The 18,097-nt window shown below is 49.7% G+C and carries 15 protein-coding genes; 8 read left to right on the top strand and 7 right to left on the bottom strand.

Annotated elements, in window-relative coordinates:
* Positions 1–31 precede the first annotated feature (31 nt).
* The gene (locus tag DCX48_17835) at positions 32–1,393 is read left to right on the top strand and encodes an esterase-like activity of phytase family protein (GenBank protein QXE16209.1); all 1,362 of its coding nucleotides are present in this window, start codon (positions 32–34) and stop codon (positions 1,391–1,393) included.
* Between the two features lie 138 nt (positions 1,394–1,531).
* Here the strand turns inward: DCX48_17835 and DCX48_17830 are convergent, their stop codons facing one another.
* Positions 1,532–2,419 (bottom strand): SDR family oxidoreductase, encoded by an 888-nt coding sequence (locus DCX48_17830; GenBank protein ID QXE17293.1) that lies wholly within the window; start codon positions 2,417–2,419, stop codon positions 1,532–1,534.
* 132 nt (positions 2,420–2,551) lie between these two features.
* On the opposite strand from DCX48_17830, the gene DCX48_17825 reads away from it, so the two are divergent.
* Complete coding sequence (locus DCX48_17825) at positions 2,552–3,484, top strand: LysR family transcriptional regulator (protein ID QXE17292.1); 933 nt, start codon at positions 2,552–2,554, stop codon at positions 3,482–3,484.
* A 160-nt stretch (positions 3,485–3,644) separates the two neighbouring features.
* On the opposite strand, the gene DCX48_17820 is transcribed toward DCX48_17825, so the two are convergent.
* The 6 genes from DCX48_17820 to DCX48_17795 all read right to left on the bottom strand — a co-directional run bounded on the left by DCX48_17820 (position 3,645) and on the right by DCX48_17795 (position 11,097).
* The gene (locus DCX48_17820) at positions 3,645–4,331 is read right to left on the bottom strand and encodes a GntR family transcriptional regulator (protein ID QXE16208.1); all 687 of its coding nucleotides are present in this window, start codon (positions 4,329–4,331) and stop codon (positions 3,645–3,647) included.
* Positions 4,332–4,421: 90 nt separating this feature from the next.
* Positions 4,422–5,888: a mannitol dehydrogenase family protein gene (locus tag DCX48_17815; protein QXE16207.1), complete on the bottom strand. Its 1,467-nt coding sequence runs from the start codon at positions 5,886–5,888 to the stop codon at positions 4,422–4,424.
* 102 nt (positions 5,889–5,990) lie between these two features.
* Positions 5,991–7,364 (bottom strand): MFS transporter, encoded by a 1,374-nt coding sequence (locus tag DCX48_17810; GenBank protein QXE16206.1) that lies wholly within the window; start codon positions 7,362–7,364, stop codon positions 5,991–5,993.
* Between the two features lie 394 nt (positions 7,365–7,758).
* Positions 7,759–8,781, bottom strand: a complete 1,023-nt coding sequence (locus DCX48_17805) for a Zn-dependent oxidoreductase (protein QXE16205.1) — start codon at positions 8,779–8,781, stop codon at positions 7,759–7,761.
* A gap of 29 nt (positions 8,782–8,810) precedes the next feature.
* Complete coding sequence (locus DCX48_17800; protein ID QXE16204.1) at positions 8,811–10,025, bottom strand: D-galactonate dehydratase family protein; 1,215 nt, start codon at positions 10,023–10,025, stop codon at positions 8,811–8,813.
* Between the two features lie 172 nt (positions 10,026–10,197).
* Complete coding sequence (locus DCX48_17795; protein ID QXE16203.1) at positions 10,198–11,097, bottom strand: LysR family transcriptional regulator; 900 nt, start codon at positions 11,095–11,097, stop codon at positions 10,198–10,200.
* 401 nt (positions 11,098–11,498) lie between these two features.
* On the opposite strand from DCX48_17795, the gene DCX48_17790 reads away from it, so the two are divergent.
* From DCX48_17790 to DCX48_17765, 6 genes are all read left to right on the top strand, one after another.
* On the top strand, positions 11,499–12,464 hold the full coding sequence (locus DCX48_17790; GenBank protein QXE16202.1) for an alpha/beta hydrolase: 966 nt from the start codon (positions 11,499–11,501) through the stop codon (positions 12,462–12,464).
* A gap of 533 nt (positions 12,465–12,997) precedes the next feature.
* Positions 12,998–13,696 carry a 4Fe-4S dicluster domain-containing protein gene (locus DCX48_17785; GenBank protein QXE16201.1) on the top strand — a complete coding sequence of 233 codons (699 nt, stop codon included), beginning with the start codon at positions 12,998–13,000 and terminating at the stop codon, positions 13,694–13,696.
* Positions 13,689–14,651, top strand: coding sequence for a cytochrome c nitrite reductase subunit NrfD (gene nrfD, locus DCX48_17780; protein ID QXE16200.1), 963 nt, complete (start codon positions 13,689–13,691; stop codon positions 14,649–14,651). The genes DCX48_17785 and nrfD overlap by 8 nt, the downstream gene beginning before the upstream one ends.
* A complete protein-coding gene (locus DCX48_17775; protein QXE16199.1) occupies positions 14,652–16,028 on the top strand; it encodes an MFS transporter in 1,377 nt (458 codons plus the stop codon).
* 57 nt (positions 16,029–16,085) lie between these two features.
* A complete protein-coding gene (locus tag DCX48_17770) occupies positions 16,086–16,433 on the top strand; it encodes an FMN-binding protein (protein QXE16198.1) in 348 nt (115 codons plus the stop codon).
* A gap of 110 nt (positions 16,434–16,543) precedes the next feature.
* Complete coding sequence (locus DCX48_17765) at positions 16,544–18,073, top strand: FAD-dependent oxidoreductase (protein ID QXE16197.1); 1,530 nt, start codon at positions 16,544–16,546, stop codon at positions 18,071–18,073.
* Positions 18,074–18,097: the final 24 nt, after the last annotated feature.

Here is an 18,097-nt window from a genome sequence, read left to right as displayed (position 1 = left end):
ACCACCAGAATGACATTTGATGGGGAATAGCATGAAACACACGTTGTTAGCACTGCTGGTTGCCGGATTTCTGCCGTTCAGCGCCCAGGCCGAAAGAGAAAAAGTGACGCGCTATGTCGTCACCTTCCCGGCTGGGGATCATGTTCCGTATCAGGGCAAATTTGCCAAAAACTTTCCCAACGGTCTGCCTGTCGGCATTGGCTCTGGCCTCTATTTCACCGGCAAACAGGGTGATGACCTGATGTTCACCACCGTCACCGATCGTGGCCCAAATGCCGATGCACCGCTGGTCGGCGAGAAAGACGCCAAGATCTTCGCCAGCCCCGACTACGCGCCGCTGATGATGGACATTCGGGTCAGCGCGAAAGCGGCCGAAGCCATAAACCCTCGCTCGCTGCACGATGCAGAGGGCAACATCACTGGCTTACCGCTGCCAGCAGACTTTATTGGCGCCACCAATGAAGTGGCGCTGAATGACGCCCTGCAACCGCTCCGCACCAGCCAGCGTGGACTCGACACCGAAGGGATTACGCCGGATGGCAAAGGCGGCTTCTGGCTGTGTGACGAATACGGCCCGTTCCTGATCCACGCTGATGCCAGCGGCAAGATCCTGCAAAAATTCGGGCCAACGCCTGCGGGCAATGAGCACTCGGTTGCCAGCGGCTTACCGAATATCATCAAGTGGCGTCAGCCGAATCGGGGCTTTGAAGGGCTGACTCGCCTGCCGGACGGCACCATCGTCATGGCCGTGCAAAGTACGCTGGATATCGACGGCAAAAGTAAAAACAAAGCGCAGTTTACGCGTCTGGTGATGTTTAATCCGGAAACCCAAACCAGCCGCATGCTGGGTTATCCCATCAACATCGACAGCTATAAGAAAGCGAAGGATGCCAAGATCGGCGATATCGTCGCACTGGACAATCAGCGCATTCTGCTGGTCGAGCAAGGTACGGATAAAGACAAACAGATGCAGAACCGCATCTATCTGGTCGATCTAAGCAAAGCAAGCGACCTGACGCCATTTGATGCCGACGGTAAATCGCCGGAATTTGACGATCTCGCTCAGTTGGAGAAACGCGGTATTACGCTGGCGCACAAGCAGGAGTTGGTTGACCTACGTAAGCTCGGCTGGCAGCAGGAGAAAGTGGAAGGTCTGGCGCTGGTAGATAAACAAACGCTGGCCATCATCAACGACAACGACTTTGGTCTGCAATCCGTGCTGCACTCTCCCATGAAAGCAAAAGACAAAGCGGACGACTATCAGGTCGCTGCCGATGGAAAACTCACGCGAGACGGAAAGTCGGTCGATACGACGTTGGAAATCAAACCGTTGCAGAAACCAGAAGCCGATAACGAGCTGTGGTTAATTAAATTGGCGCAGCCGCTGAAATAGCTTTTAGCATGGCCTCCACCGGAGGATCGCACCAAAGGTGGAAGCCATAATTCAGCCACTAAGGCGTACTCGAATAGAGCTGGGTTATCAAAAAACCCTATCTCCGAAAACAAATATGGTCTTATGATTTAATACCGCTTAGTAAGCGAAAGCATCTCTGTGCCTTTCGATAAATTCTCTCCAGCGAACGGGTTCTTTACCGACAATACTAGGGAAATTATCGAATGTATCATCGACGCCAGGAATATCTCTGGCAGCAACCCTACGGAAATTATCGTAAACACAATGCATATAAGCCATTTCAGCACCTGCTTCCCGCATTTTTTCAAGAAACAGTGTCGGATCAAGGGCTTCATAGCTGAATGGCTGACCGAGAATCTCAGTCATAATCGCGGCTATTTCACCATAAGATTTGGCGTCATAACCTAAACGGTAAGTCTTCCCACCGTGTTTATCTGGATGTAAAAGAGCCTGTGCGGCAGCCAGTGCGACATCTTCGCCATCTACCCAACTGAATGGTGCATCGCCTGTATATTGTTGAATTACTCCATTTTTAATGGCCTTAGTGCCATCGTAACTTAGGAGATTCTGCATAAACGTTTCCGGACGTAAATGTGTAAAAGAGAAACCGGACCATTCAATATAGCGCTCTATGTATTGATGCCAAACCCAATGTGCCACAGTGCTATCGTCACGGCCACAGGCTCCCAAATGTACGATATGGCGAATACCCATGTTTTTTGCTTCATCAAGAAATACTTTGCTCTGACGTAACATATCCACGGTATATCCAGTAACCAGAAAAGCGCGATCGATCCCTTCCATAGCTGGAGCCAGTGTTTCAACTTTGTCGAAATCAAGGATCACGGTACGGATCCCTTTCTCCTCGAACGCTTTTGCTTTAGCTGGCGATCTTACTGCTGCAACAACAGTAATCGAGTCATCGGTCAAAAGGTTACGTAAAGTATCTCCGCCGATCTGACCCGTCGCCCCCGTAATAAGGATGGTTGTTTTTTTCGTATTCATCATGGCTGCCTCTATTTTTTCAAAAAGGATGATCAAGTCGCGTTGATATCAGTGAGTTTACTGTGAATTTATTTCGTATTTGCGTTATAAAATACAAATTGACGGGAATTTAATTCATCAATAAGGTTCATGATGTACTCTTCAGAACGTTTAAAGGGGATTGATTTGTTTGTCTGCGTTGCCGATGTAGGGAGCTTTACCGCGGCAGCAGAAAAAATGAATTTAACCAGTTCAGCAGTCAGTAAAGGGATAGCCAGACTGGAAAGTCGGCTACAAGTCAGGTTATTTGATAGAACGACGCGACGCTTGTCACTGTCGGATTCCGGTGTCGCGTTTTATCGCACCTGCACCAGCGTGCTGGCGGATTTGGAAGAAGCGGAACTTGCGATGCAGTCTGAAACGACAGACCCTCGAGGGAAAGTGCGGATCGATTTACCAGCGTCCTTCGGACGCTTGCATGTTCTACCCGTTATCCTTAATTTCATTGAAAAACATCCCCTGCTGACCCCGCATATTACCTTCTCCGACCGTTTTGTTGACCCTGTGGTTGAGGGTATTGATATCATCGTTAGAATCGGAGGTTCTAATATATGGTCAAATACGTTAGGGCATCGATATTTAGGTGTTCAACAACAAATTTTTTGCGCATCTCCTTCCTATTTGCTTAAAAATGGCCAACCAAAGAACAGGCAAGATCTGGAGCAACATGCCTGCATCGTTTATGCAGAAAATAATAGCATGACCACCCCCTGGCATTTCTCTGGGGGGCAGCCTCATGATACGGAAAGAAAAGCATTTCCGGCGCGGATTGCGATTGGGGACGGCGAAGGGCAGGTCACCGCCGTTTTGGCAGGACTTGGAATTGCGCAGCTTCCTTCATGGCTGATTAAACAGCAACTCGATAAAGGAACGCTGGTAGAAGTTCTGCCAGAACTAACCACTGAGGGGCTACCGATTAATCTTGCATGGCAAAAAAGCAGACAGACCATTCCCAGAATCAGTGCATTCCTCGATATTCTGAGCAAGGGTCTATCCCCGTCTGGCAGTAACCTTAGTGCAGTATGATCATCACACTCTCAAAATCTGTGTCGATTATTTTCTCGGGACATCTCGCAGAGAGCGCGCTTCCTCAACGTTCAACCCCAGCAAATGGCGTATTTAGCACCATCGCTTACGATATTACCGATCGGCTGACCTATAGCGATCGGGATATCGCAATACCCGCTCAGGCGTGCTCGAACCAGTCGCTATTCTGCTGTGCAATCGGCGTGATCGAATAGATCATTTCCTGTAAATGCTCACGGATCGCTTTTTCCGCCGCATCGGGATCGCGCGCTTTCAGGGCGCTAAAAATCAGGTAGTGCTGTTGGATTAGGCTTGGCGGGGGTGAAACCTGACTCAGGCTGAGAAAACGCACGCGGTCCATCGTCGCTTTGATCGATTCGATGGTTTCCCACGCCAGCGGACAGTTGGCAATCTGCGTCAGAAGTTGATGGAAGCTGTCATCGAGGCTAAGAAACTCGCGAACCTGTTCATTCTGCGCGGCCAGTTCCTGACGGCGTAAGTTGTGCTCTAGCGTCAAGAGTTGCTCATCCGTCACCATTTCGGCTGCACGGCGCACAATGGCGCATTCCAGTGCCTGACGGATAAAGCGGGCATCCGCCACGCGCTGCTCAGAGATCTTCATCACAAACGTGCCGCGCTGGGGCATGATCTGCACCAGTCCGGCCTCGGCCAGCTTGATAAAGGCCTCTCTGACCGGCTGGCGAGAAACATCAAAACGCACAGAGATTTCTTTTTCAGACAGCAGTTTACCCGGCGGAATATTGCATTCCACAATGTCTTTGCGCAGTACGCGATAAATTTGCTGGTTGACTGGTTCGCTGTTGTTGATCTGAAAAGAGGTATCCATGCCGCTGTGCTTAGCCAAGAAATTTACCGCTTATGATACACGCTTAGCGCAGCGAGTGTCAGTGTTACCGAACCCGCCGCGCTTTTCATCCTACCAGTCTGCCGCCTGCAACGTTCCTTTCACACCGTTAACCAACAGCGATAAATAGTGCTGCGTCACAGCTTCCACAAAAGCGGGATTCTGCGGTAAATCCTCACCGAAAATTGCCGTCAGCGCCAGCAATGCAACGACACGGCTTTCCCCTTCCATACTGTTTTGCACCGTTTCAGCGATCGTTTCTTTTAGCGGATCGCTGATTTCAATCGGTTGCCCTTGCTCATCTACACCGCCGACATAGCGCATCCATCCCGCCACGCCAAGCGCCAGCGCATCAAAACGGCTACCGTTCGCCAAATGCCAGCGGATCGAATCCAGCATCCGCTGCGGCAGTTTTTGCGAACCGTCCATCGCAATCTGCCAGGTACGATGTTTTAACGCACGGTTACGATAGCGATCAAGCAACGCACCGGCATAGGCGGCAAGATCGACACCCTGCGTACGCAGCGTCGGTGCCTGTTCACGCAGCATCAAATGGTGCGCTGCCGCGACCAGCGCGCTGTCCTGCATGCACTCGCTGATATGCTGATAGCCAGCAAGATAGCCGAGATACGCCAGAAACGAGTGGCTACCGTTAAGCATGCGCAGCTTCATTTCCTCAAACGGCAGCACATCCTGTACCAGCTCCGCGCCAGTCTTTTCCCACGCGGGGCGACCGTTAACGAAGTTATCTTCAATCACCCACTGGAAGAACGGCTCACAGGCGACCCCAGCCGGATCGGCGACGCCCAGTTGCCCTTGGATCGTCTCCAGCGTTTCGTCGGTAATGGCGGGGACAATACGGTCCACCATGGTGGAGGGAAAGGTGACGTGCTGTTCAATCCAACGCGCCAGTCCGACATCCTGCTGTTCAGCCAGTTGCACGATAACGTTGCGCGTAACGTGTCCGTTTTCCGGCATATTATCGCAGGACATCACGCTGAATGCCGGTAGCTGGCGTTCTCGTCTGCGTTTGATGGCAGCCAGAATCACACCGGGCAGGGAGCGTGGTTCTGCGGGTAACGCCAGATCGTGGCAAATCAGCGGATGTTCGATATTCAACTGTCCGGTAGCGGGATGATGGCAATAGCCTTTCTCCGTTACGGTAATCGACACGATGGCGATATCCGGTGCGCTTAACGCTTCCAGCACCGCCTCAATACCTTCGACTTCCGCATGCAGCGCAGTCGTCGCCACGCCGATGACCCGACTATTCCAGCCGCTATCCGCCATTTCGGAAACCGACCACAGTAAATCCTGCTGGCGAATGGCCTCGATCTGCTGCTCGCCGCCAATCAGATTAATTTCGCAATAACCCCAGTCGCTGCCTTGCTCTGCTGCCAGTTTATCGGCACAGACCGCCTGATGCGCTCGGTGGAATGCGCCAAAGCCAATATGCGCAATACGCGTTTTTAGCTGGCTGCGGTCGTAACGCGGCACCACAACCTGCGGTTTAAGAGTAGAAAACTTATTAATACTCATCGTTATCCCTGATAGGTGATTCAAAAAATACGTCTACGCCCTAAATAATTCGAGTTGCAGAAAGGTCAACGCCCTGCAACTCGAACAATGACAATCTGAACGTTATGCTGCGTCTTCTAATTCATCTAAATCGCGATCTTTGACTTCCGGCATGCAGATAGCCGCGAATAAACCAATTACGGAATAGACAATCAGCATCACAACAATAGGCCACCAGGAACCGGTCATATTGCAGAAAATACCCGCTAATACCGGACCAAAACCAACGGCAACTAAACCACCGGTTTCTTTGGCAATCGCCATTTGCGTAAAGCGGCTACGTCCGCCGAACATTTCTGCCAGAGTGATATTCTCCAGCGCAAATAATCCCAGTACCGCAAAGTTATGAATAATGATAATGCTGACGATAATGACATTCACGCTATTCTCTTTATCAACGATGAGAGAGAGCATAGGGTAGGCTAACAATATCGCCGAGATATTAAGAATAATATAAGGTATGCGACGACCGACTTTATCCGAGAGCCATCCTAAGAATGGAATGGTGATAAAACCTATAATAGAACTGATCATCAATGCATCTGTCGGAATATACTTCTCGAACAACAGCGTTTGAACCAAATACCCTGCCAGGAAGGTCTGAATTAATCCTGAATTTCCCGCCTGACCGAAACGCAACCCGACTGCCAGCCAAAACGCTTTGCTTTTGAACATCGACAAGATGGATTTTTGCTCGCTTTGCTCAACCACCAGAGCAGATGACGGATCTTCAGTACCGGAGACATCATTGCTGACTTTCTCAAAGACCGGACTTTCCTTCAGGTTCATACGCAGCCAGATCGCGAATATCATCACGACGACGCTGGCCAGGAACGGTACACGCCAGCCCCATGCCAGTAACTCTTCTCTTTCAAGGGTGAAAAACATCACGGCCCAGATAGCCGTAGCGCTGAGCGTGCCGCAGTTGGTGCCCATGGCAACCAGTGAGGAAATAATCCCGCGTTTGCCTTTCGGCGCGTATTCAGCCAGCATGGTGCCTGCACCGGAAATCTCCGCGCCCGCCCCCAGCCCCTGCACGATACGCAAGGTCACCAGCAAGATCGGCGCGAAAATACCAATCTGTGCATAGGTCGGCAGTACGCCGATTAACGTGGTACAGATCCCCATCATGGTGATGGTAATAAAGAGCACTTTCTTTCTGCCGATGGAGTCACCCATACGGCCAAAAATAAAGGCACCAACAATACGAGCAATATAGCCTGCGCCATAGGTGCCCATTGCCAGAATCAGCGCCATCGCCGCTGATTGTTCAGGAAAGAATATTTCATGAAAGACCAGTGCCGCACCGAGCGAATACAGCTGGAAATCCATGAATTCTAATGCCGTACCTAGCCAGCCGGACACCGCCGCTTTGACTAAGTCAGAGGTACTTCTTGCAGGCTTATCTTGTCCAGATGCTATCTTATGCTTATTCATATATATACTCTCGACGTTTTGTAATTATGGTATATCCGTCATACTTCAAGCTGCATGTGCGTTGGTTTCCTCGCTCACCCCAGTCACTTACTTATGTAAGCTCCTGGGGATTCACTGCGTCGCCGCGTTACAAGGCCATAAATGGGCCTTGCCCTAAAGGATCAACGCAGAGCGTTGTTCAAAACGTTAACGTTTTGTCATGCAACTCGAATTATTTAGGGTATAAATAACAGTAAATAAAATTACCGTTCATCATGGTGTCGCAATCCACTCCAGCCCGTTATTTATGGTCTGGAGTGATTAAGAGAGAAATAATTACTTCAAAGGAATCATTATAGTTTTCTGTAATCGATAGTGTGTTTCCCTTTTATATGGACCTTGTTGCTAATACCCGTCATGCTTCATTAAAAGTCAGTAAGACTTTGCAGCAGCGTTTTTGATCTTTTTCAAAGACCTCAATCGCCTGTACCACCTGCTGATAATCAAATCGGTGTGTGATCAGCTTTGCCGGATCGATACGTTTCTCTTTCAGCCACTCAATCACGATAGGGAATTTATTGGCATTCAAACGCGATGAGAAGATGGAGATCTCTTTACTGGTGATTCCCTGCTGGCTGATCTGACAAGGCTCACTGGAAAAACCCATGATGGCGATACGCGCCGCAGGAGAAGCAATCGTAATCGCTTCCTGCAAAATAGACGGATGGCAGGCTGCATCAATAATCAGCGTAGGCTTGATATTCAGCGTCTCCAGCTCATCTTTTAATGACAGCGACGCGTTGTTGATAACCCTGTCCGCCCCGCTACGTAATGCCATCTCCAGACGTTCGGGAATACGATCTACGACGATCACTTCCTTCACTTTGAACACGCCTTTCAGTACCTGAACCGAGGTCAACCCCATCGGCCCTGCGCCATAAATCAGGGCGATATCCTGTTCTGTCGGTTTCACCTGCGCGGTCACGTTGGCGGAAATCGTAAAAGGCTCCACCATCACGGCAAATTCATCGGGAATCTCATCGGGAATGACGTGTGCATTCTTCGCAGATACGGCGGCGTACTCGCTGAATCCGCCGTCACGATGCACACCCAGCACCACTAGCGAGGTACAGACATTCGGCTTGCCGATTGAACACGGGTAGCAGTGGCCGCAACTCACCACCGGATCAACCGAGACGCGTTCGCCCAACCGGGCTGCATCCACACCGTCACCAACCGCCTCAATCACACCGAAAAATTCATGCCCGATAACCCGCGGATACTTAGCGAAAGGGTTATGTCCGCGATAGATATGGCTGTCAGAACCACAGATGCCCGCCAGCTTCACCTTTACTCGAACTTCACCTGCCGCCGGTTGCGGAATACTGCGCTCCTCAATCACCAGCGAATTTGGCTGCTGTATCACAATACTTTTCATGTTTTGGCCTCTTATTACCCGTTCCACTCTTACCAATTCCACAACGTGCCATCTTCCAGACGGGCAACCGGCAAATACGCGGGGTCATAGGGATATTTGGCTGCCAGCTTTTCATCAAACTCAATGCCTAAACCTGGCTTTTCGCCTGGGTGCATATAACCGTTATCGAATGTCCAACTATGTGGGAACACTTCCAGCATTTGCTCCGAGTAACCCATATATTCCTGCACGCCGAAGTTTGGCACCCAGAGGTCAAAATGCAGCGCCGCCGCCATGCAAACAGGCGACAGATCCGACGGGCCGTGCGAACCGGTGCGTACCTGATAGAGCGACGCAAAGTCGGCGATGCGGCGCATGCCGGTAATCCCGCCCGCGTGGGTAATCGTAGTGCGGATGTAGTCGATGAGTTGTTCTTCGATTAGCTGCTTACAATCCCAGATGCTGTTGAAAACTTCTCCCACCGCAATCGGCGTGACGGTGTGCTGACGAATTAGACGGAAGCATTCCTGATTTTCCGCCGGCGTCGGGTCTTCCATCCAGAATAGGCGATAGTCCTCAATGCTTTTACCAAAACGCGCCGCTTCAATCGGCGTCAGGCGGTGGTGCATGTCGTGCAGCATGTGTTCGTTGAAGCCAAATTTGTCGCGCACGGCTTCAAACAGCTTCGGCGTGAAATCGAGGTATTTTTCCGTGGACCACAGTTGCTCTTCCGGCAAGCTGCCTTTCGTCGCTGGCTCATACGCCAGCCCTTTTCCTTTGGCCATGCCGTAGGTGGTTTTCATGCCGGGCACACCGCACTGCACGCGAATCGCTTTATAGCCTAGGTCGCGATGTTTCGCGTAATCATCCAGCACTTCATCAATCGAGTGACCCGTCGTGTGGCAATACACCATCACACCCGTGCGCGATGCACCGCCAAGCAATTGGTAGAGCGGCATGTTGGCTGCTTTAGCCTTGATGTCCCACAGCGCGGTATCGACAGCGGAAATCGCGGACATGGTTACCGGGCCACGACGCCAGTAAGCGCCTTTATAGAAATACTGCCAAATGTCTTCGATCTGGTGCGCATCACGGCCGATAAGCTGCGGACACACATGATCTTTGAGGTAAGAGGCGACCGGCAGCTCACGCCCGTTGAGCGTCGCATCACCAAGGCCGGTTAATCCGCTATCTGTCGTAATCTTCAGGGTGACAAAGTTCCGCCCCGGGCAGGTGACAAACACTTCAGCGCTGACAATCTTCACGTTACTTATCCTTCTGTGCATATAGCTATTCGTTTATGCTGACTACCATACAAGTATATTGATGACGATAATTTGAATCGCCTCACATTTATTCACATTTGCAACATTTACCTAAAACGTGTGAATAGCGGGAAGCGGAAACTGAATGAATCGAGGGAGGGGATAAAATGCGCTACCGAACAGACTCGCTGTAATCTTGCAGAAAATCCAAAAACAGACGCACCATGGGAATGTTCACGCTGCGCTTCAGATAGCTAATGGCGAAAGTCCTTTTTAACTGCTCTTCCAGCGGAATAACCGCGACGTCGTAAGCAGTCAGGCTTTTGGCGACAGACGAACAGAGGAAGACCACGCCGGATAGGTTCATCACCAGATCCATAATGATGTCCATGTTGCTGCATTCACGAAAGTAGCTGGGGTTGATGCCCTGTCTGGTGAAGGATTCAGAAACGGCGGCATGCTCCCCCGTCCCTTTCTGCGGAACGATCAGCTTTTCTTTTACCAGTTGCGGCAGGCTTAGCGTCTTATTGTCAGCCAAGGGATGCGACGTCGCCATCACGGCAACAATGTCATCAATCTGGCAAATAGTGTGATGAAACAAAGGATCGTTCAGGTATTCATCGAAAGGCGTCGAGAAAGACAGGTGGATCTCGCCGTTGCGCACCCTTTCCAGTAAATCGGTACTCACACCGTCAATAAAAGAGATATCAATATTGGGATAGGCTTTCTGAAACAGGTTAAACATATTGTAGTGGGCCAGACGATTAAAAATTGGGATCACCCCAACCAGCAGTGCGCCGTCCGTGCTTTCCTCATAGCTGCTAACGAACTGTTCCAGCTCATAATGTTCTTTAATCATCCCCTGAATTTTGTCAGCAAAGATCTGCCCAAATGGCGTCAGAGAAAACTGCCGAGTGGTTCTGTTAATCAGTTTTCTTTCCGTTTCAATCTCTAGGCGCGCGATCTCCTGTGACAAAAAAGCCTGAGAGATATTCAGCGCTTTCGCCGCCTTGGTGAAACTCCCGACCCGGATGAGTTCCTGATAATAAATCACACGCTTTATGCTAAACATTGTTTTATATTACGCATCAACTGCCTCATTTATATACTCTAAATAATTCGAGTTTCAGGTAGGCGGCAAGTGAAGGAATCCCGATGAGCTTACTCAAGTAAGTGATTCGGGTGACTAAGCGCAGCCAACGCACATGCAACTTGAAGTATGACGAGTATCATCACCTATGATAACAATTATAAGGTTTTGTAAATAATCAAATGTGATTAGATGCACATTTAATTAATGAGGAATAACGTTAATGGTAGATATAGTCAACTTATTATCAATAAGGAAATAATTTATTAGCCAAGACGGACACCCATAACATTAAAGATTTTTTAATATTATTTTTACAAATAATAACATCATCCCTTACAAATCGAAAAAGTTTACAAACCCCTAACAAAAGGACTTAAAACATGAATTATCCGAAAACAACAAAAATAGGATTAGCATCATTGGCAATGATGGGGGCAACAGCAATAAGTGCAGCACAGACTCAGCATGACATTAGCGTAAAGCAGGAAACAACGTCGGTGAAATTAATCTCTGATGTCGTTTATTCTCAGGTATCGGTGCGTGGCTATCCGAATGTTGCATTAAAAATGGATATTCTTCAGCCCGAAGCGAAAACAGCGCTTCCCGTCGTATTATTCATTACCGGTGGCGGATTCGTTAATGCCAATAAAGATAATTATCTGCAACAGCGTCTTAACCTTGCCGAAGCGGGTTATGTGGTTGCCAGTATGGAATATCGTGTCGCCCCTACCGTTCTTTTCCCCGCGCCGCTGGAAGATGTAAAATCCGCTATTCGTTATCTGCGCGCCAATGCGAAAAAATTCGGCATTGACGGCCAACACGCTGCGGTTTTCGGTGCCTCTGCGGGAGGCTATCTGGCAGCATTTGCCGGAGCGACAAATGGCTCAAAAACCTACGATAAAGGCGATAACCTCGACCAAAGCAGTGATGTTCAAGCCGCGATTGATTTTTATGGGCTATCCGACCTGACGCTGGTGGGAGAAGGTTTCCCTGATGATGTCGTCCAGAGGCACGCTTCACCTTCTGCGACAGAAGCTATTTGGGTCAACGGTACCTCTGTATTTAATGAAGGAGGCGCAATCACCCGCTATCCTGAAAAAGCAGCCGCCGCTAACCCTATTAACTTTATCAGCAGTGCAACGCCCCCATTTCTGATCATGCACGGCACGAACGATACGGTGGTTTCTCCACGTCAGACCGAGAGACTGCATCAGGCTCTTAGAGAGAAAAATATCGAATCGACCTATTACAGCGTTAAGGACGCAGAGCACGGCGGGCAACATTGGCTGCAACCGGACATCATGAAAATTACCGTCCGCTTTCTTGATAAACACTTAAAACCCTGATGCCAACCTACCATTAAGATTTTCTATTCTTAATTACTTATGTTACATAAACGTTAGTGCCAAATAAGCACTAACGTTTTTTATTTGTTGCAAAGAAAATACCACCATCAATTTAAACGCCATCATTAGCGGATAAAAAAACGTATAATCTGATATACATCAATTACTCACTATAATCGCAAGCAGAAAGATAAAAAAACAAACCACGACAATGGAAACGCTGCCTCCTAAAAACAACCCTTCTAAGAAATAAATAAACGACCAATTTAATTCCATATATAACAAATCGATGTTTGTTATATAGGTAACTACAAAAAAATAAATGTGACCAAACGCACACTTAGCCTTTTATCGCCATGCTCCAATAAAACCACAATAACAACATGGCCTATTTATTATTTTCATCATAATGATTGACCACTGTTTTTCTATTAGCGTCAAACTGCGAAATATTAACGCTATCGCTGGGTTAATAACATCCATGAAAAATTGGGTGTTCGCGCGGCTATCACCTCAATGTGAAGATTTATGATATGGAAGAATTATCTCGCCGTCGTTTTATTGCCTATATGGGAAGTGCGATTGCCGTTAGTGGAAATATCGGTCTCGTACAAGCTCAAAATGAGCCAGAAAAAACGCAGGGTAAATTAGCCGTTAAATATGGCTTATTACATAACGAAATGCGTTGTATCGGATGCAAAGCCTGTATCAAGGCCTGCAAAGAGACGAATAACGTCCCTGATGGCGTAACCCGGCTGGACATACTGCAAACCGTCGACATTCCCGCCGTCGAGAAAACGCGCGCCATCAAGCAATTTTTCCGTAAGTCCTGCCAGCACTGTGAGAATCCGCCCTGCGTTGCCGTCTGCCCAACGGGGGCGTCCTTTAAAGATGCGCTCACCGGCATTGTTGACGTCAACGATAAACGCTGCGTGGGTTGTCGCTACTGTATTGCCGCGTGCCCTTATCATGTGCGTTTCATCAACCCCGTCACGAAAACAGCAGACAAATGCAATTTTTGTCGGGAAACCAATCTGGCGGCAGGGAAACAGCCCGCCTGCGTCGAAATCTGCCCCACTAAAGCGTTGGTATTTGGCGATCTCAACGACCCTGAAAGCAACATTGCCAAGATGATCGAGAGCAACGCGACCTACCGCTCCAAGGTTTATTTGGGCACCGAACCTCAACTCTATCGTATGCCTGGGAAACGAGGAGTAATCGACAATGCATAACGCCTTCACGTTCGACACGCTGGTCTGGGATTGGCCCATCGCCGTTTATCTTCTTCTGGTTGGTATCTCGTCGGGGATGGTGTCGCTGTCTCTGCTCCTTAGGCACTACGTTCCTACCGAATACCACGGCAGTAATCGCGTTATCAAAGCCACGGCCATCGTGGCACCGCTTGCCGTGATCCTCGGGCTCGTGATTCTGATTTTTCACCTGACTAAGCCGCTGACCTTTTGGTATTTGATGGTCTTTTACAATCCCACCTCCATCATGTCGCTTGGCGTGATGCTCTTTCAGGTGTATTTCGTTGTAATGCTGCTGTGGCTCATCACGCTTTATCATGACGTATGGCTGACTCAGCTTGAGACCGTCTGGCACCGGCCCGCACTGGCTGCACGAGCGCGTAGATTAACCGCAATTATCGTCAAAAACGCCGCGGTGATTGAAAACCTGCTGCTGGTCTTGGCAATCCTACTCGGCTGCTATACCGGCTTTCTGCTGTCCGCGCTGAAATCGTTCCCGCTGCTGAACAATCCCGTCTTGCCCGTCCTGTTTTTAGTATCCGGTACGACATCCGGTATTGCCGTCATACTGCTGGCCAGCGCGTGGGGGCGTCATACTTCAGGGAATTCACTCTCCCTGCATTTCATCCATCGTGTAGAAACCCCAGTGGTGTATGCCGAATTGTTCCTGCTGCTGGCGTTTTTTGTCGGGCTGCTGCTTGGCGGCGGGCAAAAAGTTGTCGCCGCCCAGACCGCGCTGTCAGGCTTCTGGGGAAGCGTATTCTGGATTGGCATTATCGGCATCGGCATTGTGATCCCATCCATTGCCAATCGGGTACGCAAACCTTCTGCCCATTCCGGCAAAGGGCAAGTGATTACCTTAGCCGTCATGAGTCTGTTCGGCGTGTTCCTGCTACGACTGTTCGTGCTTTATGCCGGACAAATGACGGTGGCCTAAATGAATACGTCATGGGTCTTATTCTGGATTGCTTCAGCCACCTTTTTCATGCAATCCCTGGATACCACCATGGTGTATATCGCCATTCCCGCTATTGCGCAGTCGCTGCACCAGCCGGTATTGAATATGGAAACGATCGTGATTTCCTACATTGTCACGGTTGTCGCGTTTACGCCGGCTAATAGCTGGCTGGCGGAACGGCTAGGAGATAGAAAAACCTACCAGATAGCGATTGCCATTTTCACGCTCGGCTCGCTGCTGTGTATGACGGCCACCACGCTCGGCAGTTTAAGCCTTTACCGCTTTATTCAAGGCATAGGCGGTGCGCTCATGCTGCCCATCATCAGAACTGTGATATTACGTACCACGCCGCAGAGTCTGAAATTACGCTTTCTTAATCGGGTGACCTTGTTGGGATTACTCGGCCCCCTAATCGGCCCCGTGTTCGGTAATATTCTGGTTAATTTTCTATCCTGGCAGGCTATTTTTTTCGTTAATATCCCGCTGGCTTTACTCTGCTTTTTTCTGGCAACCAAATATATTCCTGTTGCGACGACTAAAGAGTCGTCACGCACGGGTGCCTATGAAGTTGCCTTTCCCATTTTGATGTTATTCCTTGTGGCGTTCATGCTAACCACCGCCACGAGAAATATACTGCCAACGTTCGTCATGTTATTTCTGTCTTGCAGCACATTGGGTTTGGTTTTTCTTTACTACCGACAACATCTCATTGCAGAGACAGCATTATTCCCGCGCGCACTGTTTGGCATCAGAACCTTTTCTGTCGGCGTCATTGGCGGCATCGTGACGCGAACGCTACTGGCATCAATACCCGTTGTGCTCTCACTCATGCTGCAAACGACGCTGGCCTGTAAGCCAGCAGAAACCAGCCTGATTCTGCTGCTCTTTTCCAGTGGTGCGCTGTTGTCAAAGCTGCTGTTTGAGCCGCTGGTCAAGCGTATTGGCTATCGGCGGCTGTTGATGCTGACAACCAGCGTAACGTCGCTATGCGTGCTCGCGTTGAGCGCGGCGGTGCAAGAGAGATCGATGCACCTCATCGGCATTATCGCCATGCTGTTAGGCGTGCTGATTTCGACGTTATATTCAGCTGAAAGTACGCTGGCTTTCAGTAATCTGAATAACAGCACGTATCACAGCGGTAATAACCTTTTGACCATTAGCCAACTACTTTCCGTCATGCTCAGTATGACGCTGACGTTTCCACTATTACGTTTTCTCTCTCAGTTCGAAATCATCTTCAATCTTAACCATTTCAGCCTGTTATTTTTATTACTCGGCATTGGCTTACCGATTTGCTGCCTGATATTCAGGCCTCTCAATAACGACGACGGCTATCACTTGATTCATGGGAGATAGCGTAGTTATTCACCTCATTCAAACCAACGGGACTCTCTTACTTATATGAAAAGTTATATGAAAACATTCTCAGCCATTTTGCCACTTTGCTTTTTATTCGCAGTAGAAACCGCAGTCGCACAAGAAGGGAATTTTAAAGCTGGTACCTATTCTGCCGCCAGACAGGGTATCGGCGGCGATGTCACCGTCACGCTCGATATCGATGCACAGGGGAAAGTCCTCAAATCGACCATTGATGCACCTGAAGAGACACCAGAAGTCGGCGGGGAAGCGGCAATCGAACTCGCAAAAACTATGACCGAAAAGCAGAGCATACAGGTTGATGGCGTGTCGGGTGCCACGATGACCAGTGGTGCAGTGCATGAAGCGGCGGAAGATGCGTACTCGCAGGCTAAAGCGAATTAATCCCGTTGGGTTTTCCACGTGCGACGCTCTCCATGCGCGAAATACGGCAGTGGGAACGCGGCGGTAACACACCGTGTTGTAAAAATATTAATAACATCAAGGAAAACATCATGAAACGCTTCAGAAAAAGTGTACTCGCGACGCTCTGTCTCTCGATGATGAGCTGGTCTACCGCACAGGCAGCGGACGCAGCAAAGCCGGAAATCCCGAAAAGTGCCGACATCGTTATTATCGGTGCAGGCGCGGCTGGTACCTCGGCAACCATGGCCTCCGCAGAAAAAGGGGCGAAAATCGTCTTACTGGAAAAACAGCCGATCGTCGGTGGCACGGGTAACTTTGCCGAAGGCATCTTCGCCGCCAACAGCAGCATGCAGAAACGTCAGGGGATTATAGTGACGCCTGATATGGCGTTTAAAACCATCATGGATTATAGCCACTGGATGGCAAACCCCTTTGTGGTTCGCGCCTTCGTGAATCGCTCAGCGGATACAATTGAGTGGGTGAAATCGAAAGGCATCAAGTTTGAATACATCGGCCCCGGCGGCCCCGGCGGTATGTTGACCTGGCATGTGATCGACGGCCCCGGCCACGGACGCCACCTGATTAAGACATTCCATGAGCAGTTTAAAAGTATGGATGTCACCACGTTGGTGAAAACGGCGGGTAAAGATCTGGTCGTGAAAGACGGCAAAGTCACGGGCGTCATCGCACAAGATAGCGACGGCAACACCTTCCAGATAGACGCCAAGGCCGTCATCATCGCCACTGGCGGCTACGCCAACAATAAAGAGATGCTGCAAAAATATGCCGCCTTCCCCGACACCATTATGGTTGGCAACGTCGGTAAAGACGGCGACGGGATTAATATGGCCTGGAAAGCCGGTGCCAAACCGGACGGCATGGGTCTGCTGCAAGCCTATCGCCCCGGCCTACCAGACTATGCGCCTAACTCTCACCTGCTGGCCGCCGCGCGTCAGCCCTATCTGTGGATTGATCAACACGGCCGCCGCTTTACCGATGAATCTAACGTCATCATCTGGCCACACTCCGGCAACGCGTTGTCAAAAGCGGGCGGCATCATGTACTCCATTTTTGACGAGACATCCCGTAAACATTACGTCGAAGACGGCATTGATGTGCCGATTGGCGAATGGGTTATTGCCAATACCAAGCTGACAAAATTCGATAGCGAATTTACGAAGGAAAGTCAGAAAAATCGCGGCTTCGTCTTCAAATCCGCCACCATTGACGGGCTGGCGAAAGAGATGGGCGTGGATGCCAGCGTGCTGAAGAATACGCTGGAAGAAAACAACAAGTTTGCGACGCAAAAACGGGATGACGTGTTCAACAAAAATATGGATTACCTGCGTCCGATAAAAACCGGCCCGTTCTATGCGGTGAGAATGCAGCCCGCCGCGCTGGGCACATTAGGCGGCGTGAAGATCAACGAAAAAATGCAGGCGATAGATAAATCCGGCGAGGTCATTCCGGGCCTGTACGTCACAGGTAATGATGCCGCTGGCATGTATGGCGACACCTATGACCTGCTGTTAGGCGGCGGCACGTTTGGCTTTGCGCTCAACTCAGGTCGTATTGCGGCAGAAAGCGCCCTTGATTATATGAAGTTCAGCAAGAAATAAGCTCGACTCTACGCCTAATACCGA

Origin of the sequence: Pectobacterium atrosepticum (genome assembly GCA_019056595.1) — a bacterium.
In the GTDB taxonomy this organism is placed as follows: domain Bacteria; phylum Pseudomonadota; class Gammaproteobacteria; order Enterobacterales; family Enterobacteriaceae; genus Pectobacterium; species Pectobacterium atrosepticum.
This window is presented reverse-complemented; position numbering and strand designations above follow the sequence as displayed.

Excerpts from the sequence above, each read along its gene's own strand:
- DCX48_17835 (QXE16209.1), top strand. The coding sequence starts at position 32 with ATGAAACACACGTTGTTAGCACTGCTGGTTGCCGGATTTCTGCCGTTC.
- DCX48_17830 (QXE17293.1), bottom strand. The coding sequence starts at position 2,419 with ATGAATACGAAAAAAACAACCATCCTTATTACGGGGGCGACGGGTCAG.
- DCX48_17825 (QXE17292.1), top strand. The coding sequence starts at position 2,552 with ATGTACTCTTCAGAACGTTTAAAGGGGATTGATTTGTTTGTCTGCGTT.
- DCX48_17820 (QXE16208.1), bottom strand. The coding sequence starts at position 4,331 with ATGGATACCTCTTTTCAGATCAACAACAGCGAACCAGTCAACCAGCAA.
- DCX48_17815 (QXE16207.1), bottom strand. The coding sequence starts at position 5,888 with ATGAGTATTAATAAGTTTTCTACTCTTAAACCGCAGGTTGTGGTGCCG.
- DCX48_17810 (QXE16206.1), bottom strand. The coding sequence starts at position 7,364 with ATGAATAAGCATAAGATAGCATCTGGACAAGATAAGCCTGCAAGAAGT.
- DCX48_17805 (QXE16205.1), bottom strand. The coding sequence starts at position 8,781 with ATGAAAAGTATTGTGATACAGCAGCCAAATTCGCTGGTGATTGAGGAG.
- DCX48_17795 (QXE16203.1), bottom strand. The coding sequence starts at position 11,097 with ATGTTTAGCATAAAGCGTGTGATTTATTATCAGGAACTCATCCGGGTC.
- DCX48_17790 (QXE16202.1), top strand. The coding sequence starts at position 11,499 with ATGAATTATCCGAAAACAACAAAAATAGGATTAGCATCATTGGCAATG.
- DCX48_17785 (QXE16201.1), top strand. The coding sequence starts at position 12,998 with ATGGAAGAATTATCTCGCCGTCGTTTTATTGCCTATATGGGAAGTGCG.
- nrfD (QXE16200.1), top strand. The coding sequence starts at position 13,689 with ATGCATAACGCCTTCACGTTCGACACGCTGGTCTGGGATTGGCCCATC.
- DCX48_17775 (QXE16199.1), top strand. The coding sequence starts at position 14,652 with ATGAATACGTCATGGGTCTTATTCTGGATTGCTTCAGCCACCTTTTTC.
- DCX48_17770 (QXE16198.1), top strand. The coding sequence starts at position 16,086 with ATGAAAACATTCTCAGCCATTTTGCCACTTTGCTTTTTATTCGCAGTA.
- DCX48_17765 (QXE16197.1), top strand. The coding sequence starts at position 16,544 with ATGAAACGCTTCAGAAAAAGTGTACTCGCGACGCTCTGTCTCTCGATG.